General features: G+C 53.6%; 20 protein-coding genes. 7 read left to right on the plus strand and 13 right to left on the minus strand.

Annotated elements, in window-relative coordinates:
• Positions 1–9: 9 nt before the first annotated feature.
• The gene (locus tag G491_RS0110035; protein WP_028314501.1) at positions 10–1,278 is read left to right on the plus strand and encodes a spinster family MFS transporter; all 1,269 of its coding nucleotides are present in this window, start codon (positions 10–12) and stop codon (positions 1,276–1,278) included.
• 1,929 nt (positions 1,279–3,207) lie between these two features.
• A complete protein-coding gene (locus G491_RS0110045; protein WP_028314503.1) occupies positions 3,208–4,179 on the plus strand; it encodes a hypothetical protein in 972 nt (323 codons plus the stop codon).
• Positions 4,180–4,283: 104 nt separating this feature from the next.
• Here G491_RS0110045 and G491_RS0110050 read toward each other — a convergent pair whose 3' ends face one another.
• The 4 genes from G491_RS0110050 to G491_RS0110070 all read right to left on the minus strand — a co-directional run bounded on the left by G491_RS0110050 (position 4,284) and on the right by G491_RS0110070 (position 9,374).
• A complete protein-coding gene (locus G491_RS0110050) occupies positions 4,284–4,784 on the minus strand; it encodes a hypothetical protein (RefSeq protein WP_028314504.1) in 501 nt (166 codons plus the stop codon).
• A gap of 86 nt (positions 4,785–4,870) precedes the next feature.
• On the minus strand, positions 4,871–6,211 hold the full coding sequence (locus G491_RS0110055; protein ID WP_028314505.1) for an ATP-dependent 6-phosphofructokinase: 1,341 nt from the start codon (positions 6,209–6,211) through the stop codon (positions 4,871–4,873).
• Positions 6,212–6,298: 87 nt separating this feature from the next.
• Positions 6,299–7,282, minus strand: coding sequence for a KpsF/GutQ family sugar-phosphate isomerase (locus G491_RS0110060; protein WP_028314506.1), 984 nt, complete (start codon positions 7,280–7,282; stop codon positions 6,299–6,301).
• Positions 7,283–7,607: 325 nt separating this feature from the next.
• On the minus strand, positions 7,608–9,374 hold the full coding sequence (locus G491_RS0110070; RefSeq protein WP_028314507.1) for a glutamine--tRNA ligase/YqeY domain fusion protein: 1,767 nt from the start codon (positions 9,372–9,374) through the stop codon (positions 7,608–7,610).
• A 198-nt stretch (positions 9,375–9,572) separates the two neighbouring features.
• Between G491_RS0110070 and cls the strand changes: the two genes are divergently transcribed.
• A complete protein-coding gene (gene cls, locus G491_RS0110075) occupies positions 9,573–10,976 on the plus strand; it encodes a cardiolipin synthase (protein ID WP_015948190.1) in 1,404 nt (467 codons plus the stop codon).
• A 7-nt stretch (positions 10,977–10,983) separates the two neighbouring features.
• Positions 10,984–11,217 (plus strand): hypothetical protein, encoded by a 234-nt coding sequence (locus G491_RS0110080; RefSeq protein ID WP_015948189.1) that lies wholly within the window; start codon positions 10,984–10,986, stop codon positions 11,215–11,217.
• Between the two features lie 13 nt (positions 11,218–11,230).
• Here the strand turns inward: G491_RS0110080 and G491_RS0110085 are convergent, their stop codons facing one another.
• The 9 genes from G491_RS0110085 to G491_RS0110125 form a co-directional block, all read right to left on the minus strand.
• Positions 11,231–11,857 carry a response regulator transcription factor gene (locus tag G491_RS0110085; RefSeq protein WP_028314508.1) on the minus strand — a complete coding sequence of 209 codons (627 nt, stop codon included), beginning with the start codon at positions 11,855–11,857 and terminating at the stop codon, positions 11,231–11,233.
• A gap of 147 nt (positions 11,858–12,004) precedes the next feature.
• Positions 12,005–12,610 (minus strand): hypothetical protein, encoded by a 606-nt coding sequence (locus G491_RS0110090; protein WP_157468154.1) that lies wholly within the window; start codon positions 12,608–12,610, stop codon positions 12,005–12,007.
• 120 nt (positions 12,611–12,730) lie between these two features.
• Positions 12,731–13,633: a COG1361 family protein gene (locus G491_RS0110095; RefSeq protein WP_028314510.1), complete on the minus strand. Its 903-nt coding sequence runs from the start codon at positions 13,631–13,633 to the stop codon at positions 12,731–12,733.
• Positions 13,634–13,660: 27 nt separating this feature from the next.
• Positions 13,661–14,602: an ACP S-malonyltransferase gene (gene fabD / locus G491_RS0110100; RefSeq protein ID WP_028314511.1), complete on the minus strand. Its 942-nt coding sequence runs from the start codon at positions 14,600–14,602 to the stop codon at positions 13,661–13,663.
• A gap of 6 nt (positions 14,603–14,608) precedes the next feature.
• Positions 14,609–15,913 carry a glutamyl-tRNA reductase gene (gene hemA / locus G491_RS0110105; protein ID WP_028314512.1) on the minus strand — a complete coding sequence of 435 codons (1,305 nt, stop codon included), beginning with the start codon at positions 15,911–15,913 and terminating at the stop codon, positions 14,609–14,611.
• 1 nt (position 15,914) lies between these two features.
• Positions 15,915–16,727, minus strand: coding sequence for a c-type cytochrome biogenesis protein CcsB (gene ccsB, locus G491_RS0110110; RefSeq protein ID WP_028314513.1), 813 nt, complete (start codon positions 16,725–16,727; stop codon positions 15,915–15,917).
• A 43-nt stretch (positions 16,728–16,770) separates the two neighbouring features.
• Positions 16,771–17,583: a retropepsin-like aspartic protease family protein gene (locus G491_RS33675; protein ID WP_051327157.1), complete on the minus strand. Its 813-nt coding sequence runs from the start codon at positions 17,581–17,583 to the stop codon at positions 16,771–16,773.
• Positions 17,580–18,272 carry a precorrin-2 dehydrogenase/sirohydrochlorin ferrochelatase family protein gene (locus G491_RS0110120; RefSeq protein WP_028314514.1) on the minus strand — a complete coding sequence of 231 codons (693 nt, stop codon included), beginning with the start codon at positions 18,270–18,272 and terminating at the stop codon, positions 17,580–17,582. Before G491_RS0110120 ends, G491_RS33675 begins: the two co-directional genes overlap by 4 nt.
• On the minus strand, positions 18,272–19,033 hold the full coding sequence (locus tag G491_RS0110125) for an MBL fold metallo-hydrolase (RefSeq protein ID WP_028314515.1): 762 nt from the start codon (positions 19,031–19,033) through the stop codon (positions 18,272–18,274). The genes G491_RS0110120 and G491_RS0110125 overlap by 1 nt, the downstream gene beginning before the upstream one ends.
• A gap of 187 nt (positions 19,034–19,220) precedes the next feature.
• Here G491_RS0110125 and clpB point away from each other — a divergent pair, with 187 nt between their 5' ends.
• From clpB to G491_RS30215, 3 genes are all read left to right on the plus strand, one after another.
• On the plus strand, positions 19,221–21,809 hold the full coding sequence (clpB, locus tag G491_RS0110130) for an ATP-dependent chaperone ClpB (protein ID WP_028314516.1): 2,589 nt from the start codon (positions 19,221–19,223) through the stop codon (positions 21,807–21,809).
• A gap of 134 nt (positions 21,810–21,943) precedes the next feature.
• Positions 21,944–22,285: a helix-turn-helix domain-containing protein gene (locus G491_RS30210; RefSeq protein ID WP_028314517.1), complete on the plus strand. Its 342-nt coding sequence runs from the start codon at positions 21,944–21,946 to the stop codon at positions 22,283–22,285.
• A 2-nt stretch (positions 22,286–22,287) separates the two neighbouring features.
• Complete coding sequence (locus G491_RS30215) at positions 22,288–23,526, plus strand: type II toxin-antitoxin system HipA family toxin (protein WP_051327159.1); 1,239 nt, start codon at positions 22,288–22,290, stop codon at positions 23,524–23,526.
• Positions 23,527–23,537: the final 11 nt, after the last annotated feature.

Below are 23,537 nucleotides of genomic sequence, written 5' to 3' on the forward strand. Positions count from 1 at the left end.
GAGGACGCCATGGACCATCGTGAAACGACGCAATCGAATTACGGCCGATTTTCGGCCTGGTACATCCTGATTATCTGCAGCCTCCTATACATGGTCAATTATATTGATCGCCAGGTCCTGTCGATCACGGTGGTCCATATTCAGGAGGAGCTTGGCCTGAGCGATACCTTGATCGGAATCATCCAGACCGTTTTCTTCATGAGCATGGCCGTCTTCGCCTTTCCGGCCGCCTATCTGGCGGATAGGTGGAGCCGGCCCAAGTGCGTGGCGATTATGGCCGTATTATGGAGCCTGTTCACCTTCATCACCGGCCTGGGGCGGAGCTTCTTGGGCATACTCCTGCCCCGGGCCCTGGTGGGCGTGGGCGAGGCCGGCTTTACCTCCGGCGGCATCCCCCTTATCGCCTCGGCTTTTCCCGAAAAAGCGCGGGGCCTGGCCATGGGGATTTTCAACATGGCCATTCCCATCGGGTCGGCCATAGGCATGCTGTTGGGCGGAGTGATCGCCAGCACTTGGACCTGGCGGGCGGCCTTTTTTATATTCGCCATTCCCGGAGTCGTCCTCGGTGGGCTGGCGCTGTTGATGAAGGATTTTTCCAAACCGGACGAGATGGAAAAGAACGAAGATGACATCTCTTTTTTTCAGGCGGCGATTTCGCTATACCGCATACCGACCCTGCGCTGGCTTTACCTGGGATTCGCCATGCAGAACATCACCCTGTTTTCCTTCCTGACCTGGACCCCGGCCTATGTCATGCGCGCCCATAATGTGGACGCCACAGCAGCAGGCATGAAGATCGGCCTCATCGCCATGATGGCCGTTTTGGGGTCGATCCTGGGCGGGATTGCGGCCGACGCCTGGCAAAAGCGAAACAAACGGGGCCGCATGCTCACGGCCTTCTGGGGGCTGGCGGCGGCATCCGTCTTGCTGGTTCTTTCTCTAATGATGGAACTGTCCGGGATCGGCTTTGTATTGGGCCTGATTTACGGCGCGTCCTCGGTAATCCCCCTGCCGGCCATCACGGCAGTCACCCAGGACGTGGCGCCTTCGCATCTGAAAAGCGTGTCCTGGGGCATGAACGCCTTTTGCTGCTACGTCCTGGGAGGCGCCTGGGCGCCCATGATCGTGGGAGGCATATCAGACGTTCTTGGCGGCGGAGCCTCAGGCCTTAAAATCGCATTGCTCTTTTCCACCCTGGGCGGCTTCCTGGGCGCGGTTTGCTATTGGATCAGCTCCAAAACCTATCACGACGACCTGCAGCGCGCCGCGAAGGAATAGTCAGGCGCCTTTGGCGGATGTATGGACGTCGCTTGCTGCATTATATGTAGGGGCTCTGCTTGCCGCGCCTGTTTATGGGCAGGGTCTCCCTGCCCGATTTTTTTGTCCGTCATTCCCGAGCGTCCCTGTCGGGAATCCAGCGTCGTGTCCTGCGCCAAATGTAGGGGCGCTGCTTGCTGCGCCCGCGTATGGGCAGGGTCTCCCTGCCCGATTTTTTTATCTGTCATTCCCGAGCGTCCCTATCGGGAATCCAGCGTCGTGTCCAGCGCCAAATGTAGGGACGCTGTTTGCTGCGCCCGCGTATGGGCAGGGTTTCCCTGCCCGATTTTTGCCTGTCATTCCCGAGCGTCTCTATCGGGAATCCAGCGTCTCTTTTTTGTTTTTACCACGGAAGACACGGAAAACACGGAAACAAAAATTTCCGCGGCATCCGTGCTTTTCGCGGTTTGACATTTTTGTCGGGTCGCTTCGCACGAGAACGCCGAAATCCGCATCACTCCCGATGCCTCATATCACCCCGGATTTCATTTTTTCCCAAACCGGCTCCGCATGACCCGACCTACGATTATTGGTTAAATTAACGTTATTTCAATATGTTGCGTAGGTCGGGTTACGCGGCGCTGGACAAATGAACCTTGAATCATAAAAATGCATTTTCGCCGCATTCGAATTTAAAAAACGAAAGAATACGTGCGCAGCAACCCGACATTTTTGGCATGTGGAAATAGAGCCCTTTAAGCACATTTGTTTCGGCGCTTTCCGTGGTTTATATTCTTTTCGATCCCGTAACACGGGTAGCCCAGGCAGAGCAGTATCCTGCCTGGGTTGCGTAGCAACATGTTTTGCTGCCTTGCAGAAACAGGAGGCCAAAACCTCTACTCGAACGGAATATCTTTTTTACGGTGAGATGTAAAACAAGGGCCGCCGACACTTTGTTTATAGGCGCTCCCTCTGGGGCCGACTTTTACCAATCTTGTCTGTAGTCGCGCCCCCCTGTGGGCGCCGTTTGAAACGCGCCAACCGCGTTAATGGCAGGCTCCGGGGGCCTGCAACTACACTGCATATCCATCCTTCGCCGCCCCAAAATACGATGTAGCTCCAGGGCTTGCCCTGCGTTGGTTTTTAGCGGCGCCGGCAGCGGAGCTATCGGAACTGCGGTCGCAAGGAGGAATTTTCTTGATTTCAAGTGGTTAAATCGAAATTTGGAATGCTATCCCCCGAGAACTGCTTTAATGATTAAATATGCAAAGAAAAACGCAATGACGAGAGAGGCGATTCCTTGAATTAATAATAATCTTACCTGCTTTTCCTTCTTTTTTATATTTTCTCGAAAAGATTCCGTTGTAAAAAAATCTGATTGTTTATCATAGGTTGGTCTATTGAATATTGCGTAACATATTAAAAAGATACCAATTACAAAGCAAAATAAACAAAATATGACTATGATGCCCATAAAAAGTCTCCAACGGATAACCCCGGTAAGGGCCTTAGAGGCCGCGCGGAGCGCGTCCTAAAGCAGGCGCCGGGGGCCTGCGCTACATTGCAAATTCATCCTTCTTAGCTCCAGGGCTTGCTCTGCTTTAGTTTTTGGCGGCGCCGCCTACCTTAATATTGAAATCGGAGGCGTGAACAGAAATCTTTTTAGCTTTTGCAAGGCACCCTAAAAAGCCTAACAAAGAGATCGTGAAAGTCCAAGAGATCAAAAGTGAGCAATGAGAAACAATACTTGACAGGCAGTAGATAAGCTATTAGGCTATAATTATGATTGATTTAATTATAAATACCCTGGCAAGCATATTCGCGGCAGCCGATAATATTAGCGATCTGATGTGTATCATTTCCTCATCCAGCTTCGCCCTGGCTTGGTATAAAAAAAATGCATTTAGTTGGTTTGCAATGGCGCATAGTTAACCAACACTTGGAATACAAATGTCTTCTGGCCCAGGAATCCTTCAGTCACAGATACTTAACAAGTTAGCAGGGCAAGATTCCTATACTTTTCAGCGTGTCCTTTTATGGGAACTTGCCGCTGATAGGGAAGAGATTACAAAGACCGGATTGTTGTGCCACGGGATCGACACTGGATTAATCAAAAAATCATTTAGTGAAAACTTTAGAAGAGCAGTCAGTCGACTTGCTGAGATCAAAAAGATTGAGATTAAGGATGAGAAACTGACTAATCTTGATGAAGCCCTTACCTATTTTCCTTATCACACGAGCCAACTTGAAATTCATCAGCTTCGGATGCAACTTATTCCATCAATTAAAGATTACATCAACGAAAAAGACCCGCGCCGGCATTGGTACTTTGATATTGAAACAAATCAAATCGAAAGAATGAGAGGCACTAAAAACTTCCAACGTTCAAAAAAAATCTGGAGAGAACTACAAGAAAAGATTTTAATAATATTAAAAGAAGGAGATACAAGCCAGTTTGACCTATGGCTTGAATGTCTTGTGCGTGGCAGATACCTGTTCTACCGGAAAAAATTTAAGCACTCGGAGCCCCTAACCAACTTTTATAATGCCCTTAGTGACAACGAGTCCAGGTCAGCTATTGAAAGTAAAGCCCTAGAATTGTTGAATGAATTGATTGTATCGACCTTTGACCGCAAGGATTGGGATATCGGTGCACTTAAGTCTGTCTATTATGGGATTGCAGATTTTCAAAAAGGATACAGCGACAAACTATCACAAGAGTTGAAACATTACTTGAGAGACAAGCATATGGACTTGATTACGTCCCTGCCAGGGCACGAGGATCCTCCAGAGCCTAAGAATGATAAGCACATAGCAATATATCATCATCTATTTCTGCGAAGGATTAACTACAGCAAGTACTTAGATAAACTTCTTACCAGACAGATATTAAAAACCCAAAGACAAATACGCGCAATATGACATGGTTCTTGTGGTTCTTGGGCATGTCTCTCAAAAACTCAATAACTGTCTTTATGACAACGATCCCCCCTGTTGTTCATTCAGTTATTCCCTGCCGCAATTTCTTATTTCCGAGGCAGCTTTTTTCTGACCAATTCACGGAAGGAATTCCATTGGGCCTCGTTTTCAAAATAATGCGGGAAGAAAAAAAGGACTTGCCTGACCCCTGAATAAATAAGGACAACTTTTGCTGATTCGCGGTATCGCAACAAAAGATCCCATGAAACGTCTACAGACGAAGCCCCTACAAACTCCCATTTAATGCCTTCTTCCGTCACAGAACCCTTGACAGGCAACTGCATTATCTTGTTTTTCCGCCAATTGCGTTTGAGTGCAAAATTTTGCATAAACGGCAAGGCTGGGATGAGAAGCAGCATAGGAAGCCATGTTAGCAACGTTCCAACTGGCCTTGAGGATAATACCTGGAACCCTCCGCTCAGCAGGTCCATTGTCACGACAAGTAATATACAAAGCGCTGAAATGATATATAATTTTTTATAGGAAAAAGAGGCGACGACTTTATAGTCGTTTAGAGTTAACCGCCCTGCAAATTTCAACTCATCCATGAGTTTCAATCCTCCATCCAAATTATTTTGTTGTGAGTCTACCCTGGTGAAAAAAGTCCATTGAATTTTCGGCGCTTCACCGGTTTTTATTCGCACGACTTATGAGCATTGGTCATGCTGCGCTGGCCGGTGGCTTCCTGGACGCTCATCCACAGGCGGCCGTTGGGGTCGATGCGTTTGCGTTTGCCGGCCGAGGCGTCCATGGGCACGTGGACGAACTGATCGTGCCAATACCCGACGAGCAGGCGGGTTTTGCCGGCCATGCCGGCGTGGACGGCGTTTCGGGCCAAAAAGCTGCAAAACACATTGTCGTTGGAATTGGCCGGATGGCTGCGAATCATGTAGCTGGGATCGATGAATTTGAGGTTGATCTCCATGTTGATGGAGTCAAAGTAGCTGGCGATTTCGCTTTTTAAGAACATGCCGATATCGTGGAGCTTCAGGTTGCCTGAGGCGTCCCGCTCGGCGTTTTCCCCTTCAAAAAATTTTTGCCCCGCGCCTTCGGCGGCGACGACCACGGCGTGGCCCCGGTCCAAAAGGCGGGTTTCCAGGGTTTTGAGAAAACCGTTTTCCCCTTCCAGGTCAAAATCCACTTCCGGAACCAGGACGAAGTTCACGTCCTGCTGAGCCAGGGCCGCGTGGGCCGCGATAAACCCGGAATGGCGGCCCATGAGCTTGACCAGCCCAATGCCGTTGGGGTATCCCACGGCCTCGGTATGGGCGGTGCGAATGGCGGCGGTGGCCATTTCCACGGCGGTTTCAAACCCGAAGGAGCGGCCCACCATAAAGATGTCGTTGTCGATGGTTTTGGGGATGCCCACCACGCTGATTTTCAGGCCGCGTTTGGCGATTTCGTCGCAGATTCGGGTGGATGCCATGAGGGTGCCGTCCCCGCCCACGGTGAACAAAATGCCCACGTTCATGCGTTCCAGGCAGTCCACAATCTGGCCGATGTCCTGGGGGCCCCGGGACGAACCCAGCACTGTGCCGCCCGATCCGTGGATGTCCTCCACTTCCGCGGGCGTCAGGTCCACCACGTCGTACCGGTATTCGGGGATGAATCCGGCCAGGCCGTATCTTATTCCGTATATGCCGCGCACGCCGTAGCCGTAGGTGAGCTCTAGGACGATGGCCCGGATGATGTCGTTCAGGCCCGGGCACAGGCCGCCGCAGGTGACGATGGCGCACCGGACCTTGCTGGGGTCGAAAAAGATATGGCTTCTGGGACCGGCCTTTTCAAAGGAAGCGGGCTCGATGCCCAGGCGGATTTGCTCCAGGATTTTTTCGGTGTTGATTTCCACCAGCACCCGGTCCTCGTCAGGCTGAAAGCTGCATTCGGGCTTTCCGTTTTCGGATTTGCGGACCGGGGAGGCGATTCTCGCCTCTCCCAGGGTTTTGATTATGGTGTCGGTTAATTCCGGATTCATTGCCAGTCCTCATGATTACGCGCGCGGTCAGAAAAAATATTAGGGAAACAGCGTCAATACAGTGGATGCAATGTCCATGCCTCGGGATTAATGGCCGTTAAACCGGACCTCTCCCTTGCCCAGAATGTCATGCACATGAAGAATTCCAAGAACCTGATTCTTCTCCCCCACCACGGGCAGCACGGTGATCAGGTGGGCTTCCATCAGGTTCAGGGCCTCGCTCACTTTGGAATGGGAAGTCACCGCCTTGGGCGTGGGCGTCATCACGTCCTTGGCCGTTTTTCTGTCCACCCCGTTGCCCCGGGTGAGAAAACGGCGCAGGTCTCCGTCCGTGATAATGCCTTTAAGGGCGCCGTCCTTGTCCGTGACCAGGGTGGTGCCCAGGTCCAGGCGATCCATCTCGGCGATGGCCTCGGTCATGATGGTGTCTTCCAGCACGCAGGGGACGTCGTCGCCGGTGAGCATGATGTCCTTGATTTTGGCGGACAGGCGCTGGCCCAGGTGCCCGCCCGGATGAAAGCGTTTGAAGTCGCTGGACTTGAAGTTGCGTTTGTTGATGAGCACCACGGCCAGGGCGTCGCCTATGGCCAAAAGCGCGGTGGTGCTGGAGGTCGGGGCCAGACCCAGTGGGCAGGCTTCCCGTTTTACGCCCACGTCAATGACGATGTCGCTGTATTTGGCCAGGGTGGAGTTTACGTTGCCCGTAAAAGCGATGACCTTGCACCCGGCTTTTTGGATGCTGGGCACCAAAATGTTCAACTCATCGGTTTCGCCGCTGTTGGAAAGCGCCAGAAAAAGATCGTCTTCGCAGACCATGCCCAAATCCCCGTGCATGGCTTCCACGGGATGCAAAAACATGGAGCGGGTGCCCGTGCTGTTTAAGGTGGCTACGATCTTCCGGCCCACAATGCCGGACTTGCCGATCCCGCCGACGATCACCCGGCCTTTGCAGTCCATGATCAAATCCACCATGGCGGAAAATCCCTCGTCGATCTTCTCCACCAGTTCCAGCACGCCTTCCGCTTCTATTTTAAGAACTTCCTTAGCCTGTTCTATGGTTGTTTGGCCCATTATTTTTCCCGATTATTATCCACGGCCGATTTTCGCCGGCCGGATAAGTCAGCCGCAGGTTTCGGCTGCATGCGGTTATGACAATGTCAGGCGGATTAGCACTCGCTGACGGCCTTGCCCCAATGTTAAAGAGTCTCAATTTCCCGCCGGAAAATCAAGTTTTGATTTTCTTGGCTTTCATTTCCCTGAAAACGAGCGCATGCGCCGCGGTTTTTCCGCCTGACAAAATTCCGTCTATCCGGGCCGACAAATCATTGACGGCCCCGTCCCCGAACCGAACCGGCTGAAAAGACGGTCCGGTCCGGGGCGCGGCGGATATGGGTCATTATTTCTTCTTTTTCTGCTTATTGTTTTTTTTAGGCTGGGGCTGCTGGGATTTTTGGATTTTCGCCCATTGGTCCCGGAGTGTGACGGTGCGATTGAAAGTAACCATTCCGGTGTCGGGATCGACGGAGTCCACGCAAAAGTATCCCATTCTCTCGAACTGGCACTGGTAGCCGGGTCCGGCATCGGCCAGGCTGGGCTCCACCTTGCAGTCCTTGAGAACCTTCAGGGAGTCGGGATTGATGTAGTCTGTGAAATCCTTGCCTTCCTCCACGTCGTTGGGGTTTTCCTCGGTGAACAGATGCTCGTACAGCCTGACTTCCGAAGTGCAGGCATGCGGGGCCGAAACCCAGTGAAGCGTGGCCTTGACCTTGCGCCCGTCCGGGGCGTCTCCGCCCTTGGTGGCCGGGTCGTAGGTGCAGCGAAGCTCGACAACCTCGCCGTTCTCGTCCTTAATCACTTCCTGGCAGGTGATGAAATAAGCGTACCGCAGGCGCACTTCCTTGCCGGGAGAGAGGCGGAAGAACTTCTTGGGCGGATCCTCCATAAAGTCTTCCCGCTCGATGTACAACTCGCCGGAGAAAGGCAGCATCCTGCTTCCCTGGCTCGGGTCCGTGGGATGCAGCGGACAGTCCAGTTCTTCGGATTGTCCCTCAGGATAGTTGGTGATAACCACCTTCAAAGGATTCAACACGCCCATGACCCGGGGGGCGACCTCGTTCAAATGCTCCCTGACGCAGAACTCCAACAGGGCCATGTCCACCATGGAATCCCTTTTGGCCACGCCGATGCGGTCGCAGAAATTGCGCAGCGCCTCGGGCGGATAGCCCCTTCTGCGAAGCCCGGAAATGGTGGGCATGCGCGGATCGCTCCAGCCGTTTACCAGGCCTTTTTCCACAAGCTGAATGAGCTTGCGTTTGGAAAGGACCGTGTGGCTCAGGTTGAGCCTTGCAAACTCGATCTGTTGGGGATGGCAGGGGGCGTTCACATTATCCAGGACCCAGTCGTACAATGCCCGGTTATTTTCGAACTCCAGGGTGCAAATAGAGTGGGTGATGCCTTCCATGGAGTCGGACAGGCAATGGGTGAAATCGTACATGGGGTAAATCAGCCATTTATCCCCCGTCCGATGATGATGGGCCCTGCGAATCCGGTACAAGGTGGGGTCGCGCATAATCAGGTTGGGGGCGGCCATGTCGATTTTAGCCCTAAGCACCCGGGAGCCGTCCTCGAACTCCCCGGCCCGCATACGCTGGAACAGGTCCAGGTTTTCCTCGGGCGTACGGTCTCTGTATGGGCTGTTCTTTCCCGGCTCTTTCAGGGTTCCGCGGTATGCGCGGATTTCCTCGGGAGACAAATCGCACACGTAGGCCTTGCCCGCTTTGATCAACTCCACGGCAAACTCGTACAGCTTCTCGAAATAATCCGAAGCATAATGCAGTTCGTTCCAGCCAAAGCCCATCCAGCGGACGTCTTCCATAATGGAATCAACGTATTCCACGTCTTCCTTGGCTGGGTTGGTGTCGTCGAAACGCAGGTTGCACGTGCCTTTTTCGTGCTCTCCGGCTATGCCGAAATTCAGGCAGATGGACTTGGCGTGCCCGATGTGCAAATAGCCGTTGGGCTCCGGCGGAAAACGGGTGGCCACTTTACCGCCGTGCTTGCCGGATTCATTGTCTTTGGAGATGATGGTGCGGATGAAGTCCAGGCTTTTTTCCTTGCTCTCGTCATCCGGGCTTGCATTCTGAGTATGGTCGGGCTTTGCCATGGTTGTTATCCTCTTAACTATTCCTAACAATTACAGGTTTGGACTCCCCTATTTAATACAGCCAATAAAAAATGCAACCCATTTTGCAAGTAAAACGCCCTTTGCCTGTTCCAAACATTGTTGACGAATCGTTAAATGCAAGGTACAAACCAAATAACCCTATAACGGCCTATTTTCTCCAACAAAACAACAGAGACTATGGACCTTACCTCCTCTTATTGGGCATGGATATCCGTCAACCTCCTGCCGGCCCTTGGCTTTATTTTGGCGGTGCTCGTTTTGGCCCACATCCTTATGACCCGCCGATCTCCGCCAAGCACCCTGGCCTGGTTGATGGCCATTATCTTTGTGCCGGTGATTGGGGTTACGTTATACCTCCTTTTCGGAGGCCGTAAAACCCGCCACATGATAGAGAGCAAGCCTCTTTTGCCCGACCCGGAGCAAACCATAGACTCGGACGAACTGGCAGCAGGCGCTTACATTCAGCATAAACGCCATGGCGTGTTCAGGCCTTACGCCAAAAACTCCACGGTTTTGCTGTCCGACGGGGTGCACGCCTTTCACGAAACCATTCGCCTTATAGAAGAGGCTCAGGAGTCAGTATACCTCGCCACCTTCATTATGGGCAAGGATAGGACCGGCAGTTGGCTTATTGAAGCCCTGGCCGCCAAGGCTTCCCAGGGAGTCCGCGTGCGCTTGCTCATGGACGCTTTGGGCTCCATGAAGATCAATCGCCGCTTTACGCGCCACTTAACGGCCGCCGGAGGCAAAGTCGATTTTTTTATGCCCATGATGAGGCTGCCTTTCCGGGGTCGGGCCAACTTGCGGAATCACAGAAAAATCCTGACCGTGGACGGCAGGTCGGCCATTGTGGGCGGCATGAACCTGGCCCATGAATACATGGGGCCTAAAATGGCGCCCGGACGTTGGCTGGATATGGCCATGATGGTGGAAGGTCCTAGCGTGGCCAATCTTGAGACGGTTTTCCGCTCGGACTGGAAATTCGTCTCCGGCGAAACCCTGCCTGAGTCGGTAATTCCTCCCTGGGAAAACAACGACAAGCGCCAGGCTACGCTGCAGGTCATTGCCAGCGGCCCGGACGTCAAGGGGGATTCCCTCAGGGACGCGCTGTTAACCTGGATTTTCAAGGCCGAGATGCGTGCCTGGATCGTCACCCCTTATTTCGTCCCGGACGAACTTTTGGTGCAGGCCTTAAGCATTGCAGCCCGGCGCGGCGTGGATGTGAGGATTATCATCCCCAGGCGCTCGAACCATTTGATGGCCGATCTCGCCAGGGCGGCCTACCTGACCTATTTACAGGAGGCGGGCGTCTCGGTCATGCTGTATCAGCCGGGGATGCTTCACGCAAAGGCCATCATTGTGGATGACACCGTGGCCGTGGTGGGCTCCGCCAACATGGATATGCGCAGTCTGTTATTGAATTATGAGGTGGCTTTGGCTATCTATACCCCGGCGGTCATCCGTGAGGTGGACGCCTGGATGGGATGGCTGTTGAGCCACTGTTTGCCCAGGCAAACCAAGGCAAGTCCGTTCAAGGAACTGGCGTACGGCCTGGGTAGAATTTTTGCTCCGTTGTTGTGAGAGGGAAATGGCTAAGAAAAAAGGCAAGAATAATAAGGGTTTTAAGGATGCAAGCCAGGAAGTTCCGGCGAAAAAAACAAAAATAACCCCCGCGGCCGTGATCGCAGGAGGCCTGGGCTTGGCCTGCATTTTTTTTGGGGCGACAGGCGTGGCTAACGGCAAGCCCGGTGGATATTACGCCATGGTGCTGGGCGTCTTGTTTATAGCCGCCATCAGCATTGGGTGGCTGAAAAAAAGCTAGACGGGTTCATCAGTCAATATTCCCTGTGGGCGTCTTCCATATCCTCTTGGGTTATTCCCTCCTCTATCATGCATTTTTCCTTGCATTCAGGGCACAGGCCATGGCTGAACATCACGTCCGTATGGTCCGACAGATATTTCTCTATGCGCTGCCAGCTTTCCTTATCCGTCCGGATTTTATGGCAATACATGCAGATTGGCAGGATGCCCTCCAGGGTTTTGATTTGCGTCATGGCCAATTGAAGGGATTCCACCTGAGCCGCCAGAGCGCGTTGCAGGTCCAGAACCCGGCGGCCGGCCTTGATTCGGGCCTGCAATTCCAATCGGTTGAACGGCTTGCATATGTAGTCGTCGGCGCCCGCTTCCAGGCCGGATACAATGTCCTTGGGATCCTTGCGGGCGGTAAGCAAAATAATGTAATTGTCGCCCTCGCATAAAGACCGGATTTTTTTGCACAGCTCCAATCCATCCATTTCAGGCATCATCCAATCCAAGAGGAACAAGGAAAATTTTTTTTCCTGGAGTATTTTCCAAGCTTCAGCGCCGTTTTCTGCGGTCGTCGTTTCGTAGCCCCATTGGGCCAGGATGGCTTCCAAAAAATGGCGCGAAGTGGCGTCGTCTTCAGCTATCAATATATTCATGGCACACCCTTTTTTTTTGAAGCAGCGTTGTTTTTGCCCATCAGGATTGACATGCAAGAATTGAACCCACGACCGCTTGAGACAAAAAAGCCCGGACAACGCCCCTCGCGCGTCCAGGCTTTCTTTTCAGAAATTTGTATAGAGCTATTATTGCATGGCGGCCAGCTTATCAAAGTCAATGGCCCCGGCGTAAGCCTTGATTTCGTCCAGAGAAACCACATCGCCGTTTATGGTGATGAGATACTTGTTATTGACGACAATGGTCATTTCACCGGTTTGGTTGGCAGCGTCGTATTCGTACATGGCGCGCTGGCCGTTCACCTTGTCCAGCTTCATGCCGGAAGAGGAGGCAAACGCCGGATTGGACAGCATCATCATCATACCCTGCATGGCCGGAGAGTCCGTCATTATGTTGATGGTAATGTTGCTTCCATCCTTGTAATAATTGCGCTGGGCCGTAACGCCGCCGCCGAACATGGCTGCTCCCGCGGCCGTGGAAGTGGCGTCCTCAGCGGTCCATCCGCTCAGGGGTTTAGGGAACATGGTTTCCAGGTCCCCGCCTTTTTTCTGGCGAATCAACTGAGCGGCGTAGTCCAGTTGGCTTGCGGCTTCGGAATAATTGCCCGCTTTGTACTGGCTCACCCCTTCGTTGATAGCGTCGGTTACGTCGTCGGCCATGGCCGGGAAAGCTCCCAGGCACAGCGCCATTGCGAGTACTGCAAACGGAGTCATCCAGGATTTCATAGTCTTCATTTTCACCTCGTATTAAAAGAAAATTTTTTGATCCGGCGTCTTTTGAGATGGATGGAAATCCTTTAGCACAGCTTATAAAAAAAGCAATGGGAATATGAATGGCTTACATGGAGAAATATTTTAAATTGAGGGCCTCCGCCAGGAAAGAAGCCAGACCCCGCCGAATAGGCATGCAAGAATAACATCCAGGCCCATCCACCAGGATCGGGTTCTGCTAAACCAATGGTCGCGAGGCTTTACTTTTAAAGTTGTCGTGGAAAGCAAACAGCGATGATAGCCGCCGTCGTCATACTCCAGGATGAAAAACAGTGCATGATCCCCAGCCCTGTCAGCCAGGTTTTCCACTTCAAAGTCCACCAGGACGGGCTTGCCGGGAAGCAGCGTAAGGCTGCGCAAGGGTTTTTCACAGGACAGAGAGTCCGGCGCGGCCAGACGCGCTTTTGCTTGGATGACGTTTTGGGTCGTGTTGGTCAGGGTAATCAGTATAAGAGGATTTGCGCTGCCGGGCTTTTCCCGGAGTTTAGCCTGGACTCCAGCCTCGGGCGCGCCGGGCGTCTTAACGACTATTCCCGCCAGGGAGGAAAAGGGCAGGCTGTTCATGTCCCTGTAGCCGATGTGCAAAATAGCCGGAAAAGATCCCTGAACGCCCTGGGGAAGCTCCAGCGTGTAGGTAAACACCACGCACTGTTTGGAGTCAAGTTTATCCGCGCTGCTTTGCAATTGAAGGCCGTGATAGTCAAGAAGACTGGCCGCTCCGGCCTTTTTGACGTTTTCGATCACTTTTTCACGCGGGACGGCCTGGCCGGTGAATGTTTTCCCCAACACCTCCAGTTCGGCCGTCACAAAGTTGGCGGGGTCGTTGCCCAGGTTGGAGATTCTGGCAGCTATCTCCACGCGATTGCCCGTGGACTGGGCGCCAAGCTGGGTTTCGAGGGTTACATACCCGGCGGAGCACGGGACGGCGAAGATCGTAAGCAGCAAAATTACGGAAAGCCAAAACGTCCTTGAAATTTGCATGGGCATGATTTTTCCCCGGCTTGATTATATGTTTTAGGCGACGGCTTTCAAAAATGCCTCCAGGCTTTTCAAGTCCTGCACATTATGGACGACGCAAGGCCTTTCCTTGTCGTCCAGGACTTTTTTAACCATGCCCGTAAGTACATTTTTGGGGCCGATTTCCACAAAGACTTCCGTCCCGGACGCCTGCATGCCAAGCAGGGAGTCGCACCACTTGACAGGGCTGGTCAACTGGACCGCCATAATATCCTTGAGCTCGGCGGCGTCGGCGCAGGGCTTGCCGGTTACGTTCATCACCACCGGGCATTCGGGTTTGTTAAAGGCGAACTCGTCCAGGTAGGCGGCGAATTCCTCTTTGGCGCCTTGCATCAATGCGCTGTGCCAGGCGCCGCTCACTTTCAGGGGAATGGCCCGGGCTTTTTGCTCCTTGGCCAAAGCGCAGGCCTGCCTGACCCCTTCTGGCGAGCCGGTGATGACGATCTGGTTTTGGGTGTTGTGGTTGGCTACGGAAACGATCCCGGCGCTTTGCGCCTGCTCCACAATGGCTGACACCGCCTTGATTTCCAGCCCCATGACAGCCGCCATGGTTCCTTTATTGGCGCAGGCCTCCCGATGCATCAACTCGCCCCGTTTAAAGACCAGCTTAAAGCAATCCTCGGCGGAAATGGCCCCCGCGCATTTAAGAGCGCTGTACTCCCCAAGGCTGTGACCGGCCGTCAACGAGGGTTTGACGCCCTCCCTGACTATAGCTTCCATACAGGCCAGGTTAACGGCCGTAATGGCCGGCTGAAGGTTGACGGTTTCCGTCAGGTCTTCCATGGGGCCGTTAAAGCACAGGCGCCGGATATGGCGCTTGCACAACTCCTCCACCATATCGAAAAGTTCGCGGACGAAAACGAATTCGTCGTGAAAATCCTGCCCCATGCCCACAAACTGGGAGCCCTGGCCGGGAAACATGAAAACCGTGTTATTCACTATAGTTTACTCCTCGTCCGGCGTAAAATTGTCCCCATTCTGGGAATTGTTCAAATTAAATATGTCCCGGGTAAAGCCAAGGACTTCCTTTTTTTGCTTTTCCCTATGCCCGCCCGCCTTTAAAAATTGTATGGGGTCGTGCATCACCTTGTTGATAATGGACTGGGTCAACCGGTCGATGGCTTCCTTTCCATTTTCATCCAGGCCGGAAACATGGGCCAGGGTTTTGGCCATTTCGGTCTGGCGGATGGCCTCCAGCTTTTTCTGGAGGCTGACTATGGTGGGGACGATGTCCAGCCCCTCCAGCCAGGTGCGGTATTTGATGACGTTTTCGTCCACAATGCGCTCCGCCCGCACCGCTTCTTTTTGCCTTTCGTCGATATTGCGGTCGATCACGCCTTGCAGGTCGTCAATGTCATACACGAAATTATTGGAAAGATTGTTGATGGCCGGGTCGATGTCCCTGGGCACGGCGATGTCGATGAAGAACAACGGCCTGTTTTTCCTGGCCCGCAGCACCTTCTTTACGTCCTTTTTTTCAAGCACGTAGCCGGGAGCGCCCGTGGAGCTGATGATGATGTCCGCAATTTTAAGGTGCTCCTCCACTTCTTCCAGCCGGATCGGCGTTCCACGGAACCTCTGGGCCAAAGAAACGGCTCTTTCAAAGGTGCGGTTGGCTACAAAAACGCCCGCTGCGCGATGGTTTAACAAGTGCTCCACGGCCAGCTCCGCCATTTCGCCCGCGCCGATGAGCAGCACCTTCTTGTCCGTCAGCTCCCCGAAAATCTTTCGAGCCAGCTCCACCGCCGCGTAACTGATGGACACGGCGTGGTCCCCAATGCCGGTTTCCTTCCTGACCCGTTTGGCGGTCATGAAGCAGCGGTGCATAAGCCGGTTGAGGACTGCTCCCGTTGTTTTTGCCTGGGTGGCGAGCCTGTACGATTCCTTCATTTGCCCCAGGATCTGGGGTTCCCCCAGCACCATGGAATCCAGGCTGGAGGCCACCCTGAAAACATGCTGAACCGCCTCGTCGCCCTTATACACAAACAGGTTTTGCTCAAAATTTTCCAACGGCATGCTTTTGGTGCGGGAAAAGAAATCCTTGATAGCCGAAACGCCTTCGTCCGGATCCTGGCAAGCCGCCGCAACCTCCACCCGGTTGCAGGTGGAAATCAACACGGCTTCCGTGAGTTCAGGAATCCGGCTGAGCTCTTTTAACCCGGCGTCGGCTTCCAAAGAGTCAAAGGCGAAGCACTCGCGGATATCAACCGGGGCTGTTTTATGATTTAAGCCTACTAATACAATATCCATATCAAAACTTGGTGAACTGCGTATGATGGCCGAGTAAAAAGAAATTTACGCCAAAGGTTATAAGAACAACCGCCAGCCCGATTATGGCCATGACCGCCGCGCGTTTTCCTCTCCAGCCCACGGTAAGGCGCTCGTGAAGCAGGGCTGCGTAAAACAGCCACGTCACCACGGACCAAAGCTCCTTGGGGTCCCAACTCCACCATTTGCCCCAAACCGACTGGGCGTAGATAAAGCCGGCTATCATGCCGAAGGTGAGCATGGGAAACCCAAAGGCCACGCATGCATACCCCATCTTGTCCAGAACTTCCAGGGAAGGAAGCCTGTGATATATAAAACCATGCTGCTTTTTCTTGATGGCTCTTTCCTGCATGAGATAGATAATCCCCACGCAGGCGGCCAGGATAAAGGCTCCGTCGCCCAAAAATATGGCCGTGATGTGCACAAATGTCCACACGCCTTTTAACAAATCCGGAGACACGGCGGACGAGCCTGAAAACAGGGAGGAGGCTATCATGATTCCGCAAACCAGAGGCGCCACAAAGGCGCCTAAAACCATCAAGCGGAAACGCAGATTAAAGCCCACGTAAATCAAGGCTATGGCCCAGGCCGTAAAGCACAGCGTTTCCCGCAGGTTCTCCACCGGCATGATCCCGGTAACCATAAAACTGGATAGAAGCACAAAGGTTTGAATGCCCAGCCCCAGGACAAAAAAGTAATGCCCGACTTTGTGGTAAATCTCCTGATGAAAAATCAGGTATCCCAGGTATCCGAAAAAACCCGTTACATAGGCTGATAAAGCAAGAACAAACAGCATATAAAAATCGCCTCCGTTAAACCGGAATAAACAACCTTAGCACTCAGGGCTGTCTTTCGCCGCGCCACCTTATGGTGAGAGCGTCGCCCTCCACCTCATATCCTTCCAGGCGGGAGAAAAAATTCATGCCGAGCAAAGACTCGTCCAACTCGGAATCATTAACATAGGCCGGCAGATTATCCAGGACAAAACCCGCAACCCGCAGTTCGTCCAACTCAATCCTGGCGGTGTCAACCAGCCCGTTGGCCGTTGAGGCCTGCCTGTCGTAAATCAAGTTATCCGTATCAAAACCGGCCCTTTCCGCGTCCCTTTTGGCCAGAACCACGTTCGTGGCGCCCGTATCCGCCAAAAAAATGACCGGAACCCCGTTCACCTGCCCCTGAAGATAAAAGTGACCGTTGCTGGCCTTTTTATAAACATGGGAGTTTTCAGAAACCGCCATGCCCTGGTCGGGAACCAGCACGGAAACCACCCTGTCTTTCACGGCGCCCAATTCCGCTTTATAGGCGTATAGGGTCACGCAGGCCAATATAATGCCAAACCAGGTCAGCGCCTGTTTGGCGTATGTTCTCAGCCCATTACCCGATAGAGACCGAACCCAGAATGCAATGAAAATTGTCATGGCGCCCGCCCAGACAACATCGCCCTTGTCAAAGCCTGTAACCGCACCCCGGGTTTTCGTGAAGAAAAAAATCAGCCCGAATCCAAAAATAAGCGTAACCACGAAAGCAATGGATCCTGAGCGGGAGGATTCCGGTTTTTCAGAATCCTCTATGGGCTCGGAAACGCCGGAATCCGTATACTTCGCCCAAGGGTTGGCGTCATCCCGGTTCTGTCTTTTGGGCGTCTGGCTCACTCAGCCTCCGTGCATTCAAATCTGTCGTTCAGACCTCCCACCAACTCGCGAATGGAATAGCCCGCTCCTAAAACTTGCTCCAACAGTGCGTCAGCCCCGTCTTCGTCCCGGGCGGCCAGAAGATCCAAAAGGCCGCCGCCGATCAACCGGTTGAACAGGCCTTTATGCTCCTCCGGGGCGTGGGATTGGGCCAGCAGCTTTTTTCTGACGGCGCCCATGAGTTCCAGGAAGACGCCGTACTCCGCCCCGAACATGCATTGCAGATCCTGGCGGATTTTCTTTGCAAAAGCCGGACTTTGCCCGCACGTGGATATAGCTATCACCAAATCCTTTTGATTGACAATGGACGGCAAAATAAAATTGCAGTCCCCGGGCCGGTCGGCAATATTGCATAACAGATTGTTTTGATGCGCGTCCCGGCTGATTTTTTCGTTTAAATCCGCGTCGTCCGTGGCGCCGATCAATAAAAAAGCCCCGTCCAGATCCGCGCTTTTGTACCCCCTGGCATGCAGGATGATTTCCCCCTGAGCGGCCAGGTCCACAAGGGAATCATGGGCCTGGGGGCTGATTACCGTAACCCTGGCCCCGCATTCCAGCAAGGTTTTCACCTTGCGGGCGCCCACGGCGCCGCCTCCGATCACCACGCATTTTTTGTCCGTGACGTCCAGCATCACCGGATAATAACGCATCAGATTAGGATCTCCATCAGGTCTTGAGCCAGGTCCAAAGGGCCGCTCCAGGTCTTTCGGCATTGGTCGAAAACGGGCGCCTCGTCGCATTCCGGGTAGAAATGCGTAAGAACCAGCTTTTTCACTTCCGCCAGGGCGGCGATTTCTCCCGCCTGGGAGGGCGTCAAATGCCCCGGAACCTTATTCTCGTCAGGCAGTGCGCACTCGCACAGCAAAAGGTCTGCGCCCCGGGCCAGATCGATCAGGTCCTGGCAATAATCCGTATCCCCGGAATACACAAAGGACTTGCTTCCGGCGTTGATTCGGAAGCCCACGCTTTGATCCGTATGCTCCATGGGCCGCGTTTCCACGGTAAAATCCGCAAAGTCCCGCCGATCCGGCCCGTCAGCGTCCACTTCCAGGATTTCCATGATTCCCGGATCCAGGACTATCCAGTCGCCAAATGCGCTTTGCAGGTTTTTGTAAAACTCTTTGAATCCCCTGGCGGCGATTATGGAAAAAGGCGTCCGCCGGCCGTATTCCCTCGGGTACTTGGTCGAAAATAAAAAGGGAACGAATTCCCCCACATGGTCCGGGTGCAAATGGCTGTAGAATATATGAGTCACGTCAAGGATCGTATGCCCCGTCTCCAATAGGCGGCGTATGGTTCCGGCCCCGGAATCGAAAAGCAGGCGGCTGCCCCCCACGCTGACCAGGGCGGAGCACGTGCTTCTCTCTAAGGACGGTACGCAGGTTCCTGATCCTAATATACTGATTTTCATAGACTTTATTCCAGTCATACGACCCATTTTGTTTTTGCGCACGAAATCCCCATGGAAAAACGCCTTTTTTACCACTTTACCCCTTATCGCGATTTGACAAGGAAACGCAAGTGATTATTTTTTGATGAAAGAAAGATAACTATCCGGTAACTTGGGATATTTCCATTTTATATAAGGAGTCGCACAAATGCGTTTTGACAAATTCACCATTAAGTCCCAGGAATTATTGGGCGAGGCCCAAAACCTGGCCGTTACCAAGGGACACCAGCAAATAGAGCCCGAGCATTTTGTCTCGGCCATGCTTATGGAAGACAAAGGCATGGCCCGGTCCATGTTTCGGAAAATGGGCGTTTCCCCCGACGGCGTAGCCAATGAGTTCGCCGCGTTGATAGAAAGGATGCCCAGAGTAAGCGGCGCCGGGGCGGGCGAAAGCTATTTGTCCCCCAGGTCCAAGCAGGTCCTTCAAAACGCCATGGCCGAAGCCAGCAAAATGAAGGACGAATACGTAAGCCTGGAGCACATTCTCCTGGCCATAGCCGACGAAAAGCATGGAGACGCTTCCCGCACTCTGGCGTCCCACGGCATTACCAAAGACACCCTTTTAAAAGTGCTCCAGAACATCCGAGGCTCCCAAAGGGTTACGGACCAGAACCCGGAAGAAAAATATCAGGCCCTGGAAAAATACTCCCGGGATCTGACCGAACTGGCCCGCATGGGCAAGCTGGATCCGGTCATCGGACGTGACGACGAAATCCGCCGCATTGTCCAGGTGCTAAGCCGCCGCACCAAAAACAACCCGGTGCTCATCGGCGAGCCCGGCGTGGGCAAGACCGCCATTGTGGAAGGCCTGGCTCAGCGGATTGTACGGGGCGACGTTTCCGAATCCCTGAAAAACCGCCGCCTCGTCGCCCTGGACATGGGTTCCCTGATCGCAGGCGCCAAGTACCGCGGCGAGTTTGAAGACCGGCTGAAAGCCGTGCTCAAGGAAGTCGAGGACGCCGAAGGCGAAGTCATCCTCTTTATTGACGAAATGCACACCCTGGTGGGTGCGGGCGCAACCGAAGGCGCCATGGACGCCTCCAACATGCTCAAGCCGGCCCTGGCCAGGGGCAGCCTGCGGTGCGTGGGCGCAACCACCCTGAACGAGTACCGCAAGTACATCGAAAAGGACGCAGCGCTGGAACGGCGATTCGCCCCGGTTTTCGCCGCCGAACCCACGGTGCAGGACACCATTTCCATCCTGCGCGGGCTGAAGGAAAAATACGAAGTGCACCACGGCGTGCGCATTACCGACGCCGCTATCGTGGCCGCAGCCACGCTTTCGGACCGGTACATTTCAGATCGGTTCCTGCCGGATAAGGCCATTGACCTGGTGGACGAATGCGCCTCCAAACTGCGCATCGAAATCGACAGCATGCCCCAGGAAATCGACGAGGTGCAACGCAGGATCACCCAGGCTCAGATCGAGCGTCAGGCTTTGAAAAAAGAAAAGGACGCCGCCAGCAAGGAGCGTCTGGCCAAGCTGGAACTGGAAATCTCGGAGATGGAAGAATCCATGCGCGAGATGAAATACCACTGGCAAAACGAGAAGGACGCCATCGACGAGATTACCAAGATCAAGGAAGCCCAGGAGCGCCTCAGCATCGAGGAGGAGCAGGCCGAGCGCCAGGGCGATTTGAATCGGGTGGCGGAACTCCGCTACGGAAAGGCCAACGAGCTCAAGCAGGCCATGGAGCGGGCCCACGCCAAACTGGCGGACCTTCAGAAGGACCGCAAAATGCTCAAGGAAGAGGTGGACGACGAGGACGTGGCCGAGGTCGTGTCCCGCTGGACCGGCATTCCGGTTTCCAAAATGCTGGAAAGCGAAAAGGAAAAGCTCGTCCGCATGGAAAGCCGTCTGGAAAAACGGGTGATCGGCCAGCATGACGCCATCGTGGCCGTTTCCAATGCCGTGCGTCGCGCCCGGTCCGGGCTCCAGGACCCCAATCGCCCCATAGGCTCCTTTATTTTCATGGGCCCCACGGGCGTGGGCAAGACCGAATTGGCCAAAGCCCTGGCCGAGTTCATCTTTGACGACGATCAGGCCATTGTCCGCGTGGACATGAGCGAATACATGGAAAAGCACTCGGTGTCGCGCCTCATCGGCGCCCCTCCAGGCTACGTGGGTTACGACGAAGGCGGATACCTGACCGAAGCCGTCCGCCGCAGGCCCTATTCCGTCATCCTGTTTGACGAAATCGAAAAGGCGCACCCGGACGTATTCAACGTGCTCCTGCAAATTCTCGACGACGGACGCATGACCGACGGACACGGCAAGACAGTGGACTTCAAGAACACCATCATCATCATGACGTCCAACGTGGGCAGCCAGTTCATCCAGGATCTGGGATCCAGCAATCCCGAGGAAATGCGCCGGCGGGTCATGGACGCCTTACGCGCCACCTTCCGCCCCGAGTTCCTGAACAGGGTGGACGAAACCGTGATATTCAACAGCCTGAGCGTGGAAGACCTGGCCCAGGTGGTCAGAATTCAGACCGACCGCCTGATCAAACGCCTCACCGACCAGCACGTGAACCTGGTCATCACGGAAGAGGCTTTGGTCCTCCTGGGGCAAAAGGGCTACGACCCCGCTTACGGCGCCAGGCCGCTCAAGAGGGTCATCCAACGGAGCCTGGAAAACCAGCTCGCCCTCCTGATCCTGGAAGGCAAAATCCACCCGGACTCCACCGTCACCGTGGACGCCCAGGGCGACGACATTGTCTTCAACTTCGGCTAACCCGCCGACAAAAATCCCGGGGGCTTCGGCCTCCGGGATTTGTCCTTTCATTCCCCGGTGATGCCTGCCATATATTCTTGACCACAGTAAAAATATAATATATTTTATACATAAAAGGATTTAATGTATAAAATATGAAACATTCACAGATCGCAAAAACCAGCCTTTCTCCTCGGGCCGCAGAGAATATTCAAACTTTGGGAGAACGCATTCGAATCGCTAGAAAGCGCCGAGGATGGACCATGGAGCAAATGGCGTCCAAGATGTACGTCTCAAGGCTCACCCTTGCCCGGCTGGAAAAGGGAGAGCCTGGCGTGTCTTTGGCGGTGCTCGCCTCGGCGCTTTGGGTGTTAGGCCTGGAAGATGATTTACTGAATGTCTCAGTCCCAGAGAAGGACGCCGTGGGCGTCTATCACGAGCGCCGCCGCCTGCCAAAGCGTGTGCGGGCGGCGCATACGGACGAATTGGATTTTTAATCATGGCGGAAAGAAAAACCACGGTTTTTGTTTATCTTCCGGGAGAGACGCAGGCCGTCCCGGCCGGAATCTTCACCCATAATGAAAGCATAGGGATAGGCGGTTTCGCATATGGGAGAAAATACAGGGAGCTGTCCAAAGCGGTTTCCGTGGACCCTATAGCACTTAGCCTTGCCGCTCCCATCAGGGAAGTTCGCACCAATAAAGGATTATATGGAGCGTTCCGGGATGCCGCTCCCGACCTTTGGGGCCGTCTTATCATTGCCAAGGGGCTGAAGGTTCCACCGGAGGCTCTTACCGAAATGGACTTCCTGATGGAAGCAAACGCTACCCGGGTGGGGGCCCTGGATTTCCGTCCATCTCCCGAAAGTCCGGAACCTGTGATGGAACTCCCCAATTTCAGCGTTTTGGAGGACATACAGGATGCGGCCCGATTAATGCAGGAAGGCAAAACGATTCAGGCCGACCTGCTGAATCTTATGCGGCAGGGCAGCAGTATAGGCGGGGCGAGGCCCAAATGCACGGTGGAATGGAACGATGCACTTTGGATAGCCAAGTTTTCCTCCGTCGGAGATACGATAAATTTGCCTCGTATAGAGTATGCGACAATGAAGCTGGCTGAAAAATGCGGGATTCGAGTCCCCCCCATGCAAGTGAAGGCAGTGGGAGGAAAAGACGTTTTTTTGATCAAGCGTTTTGATCGGACGAAAAGCGGCTCAGGCTGGCTTCGACAGGGCTTTTTAAGCGCTCTTTCATTCATGCAGTGGGATGAAACGGACTACCATTTGTGGAGCTATGGGGCCTTGGCGCAAACTATGAGAAAGCACGTTTCCATAAATGATATTAAAGAGTTGTTCAGCCGAATGGTTTTCAATATCCTGGTTCGCAACACGGACGATCACCCTAGAAATCATGGCTTTTTATGGAATGGAGATCAGGCCTTCCTTTCCCCCGCGTATGATATTACTCCGTCCTTGGCGCGGGAGGGAGTCAATACGGAATTCGGCCTTGTTATGCATGTGGGCAGCCAGGGAAAAATGGCGGACCTTAATAACGCGGTTTCCCAATGCGAAGGATTTGGCCTGTCCAAAGAAGAGGCTGTTATTATAATTGATCGATTACAAGGTATAGTTAAAGGATGGCTGGATGTCTTTTCTGAGTCGGGCGTTACTGAAAATGAAATATCGGCCCTGGCGCCGTCATTCACCCGCTGCTTCGACCCTCTTCCGGAAATAAAATAGCTTCCTAAAAA

Origin of the sequence: Desulfatibacillum aliphaticivorans DSM 15576, assembly GCF_000429905.1 — a bacterium.
GTDB lineage: Bacteria > Desulfobacterota > Desulfobacteria > Desulfobacterales > Desulfatibacillaceae > Desulfatibacillum > Desulfatibacillum aliphaticivorans.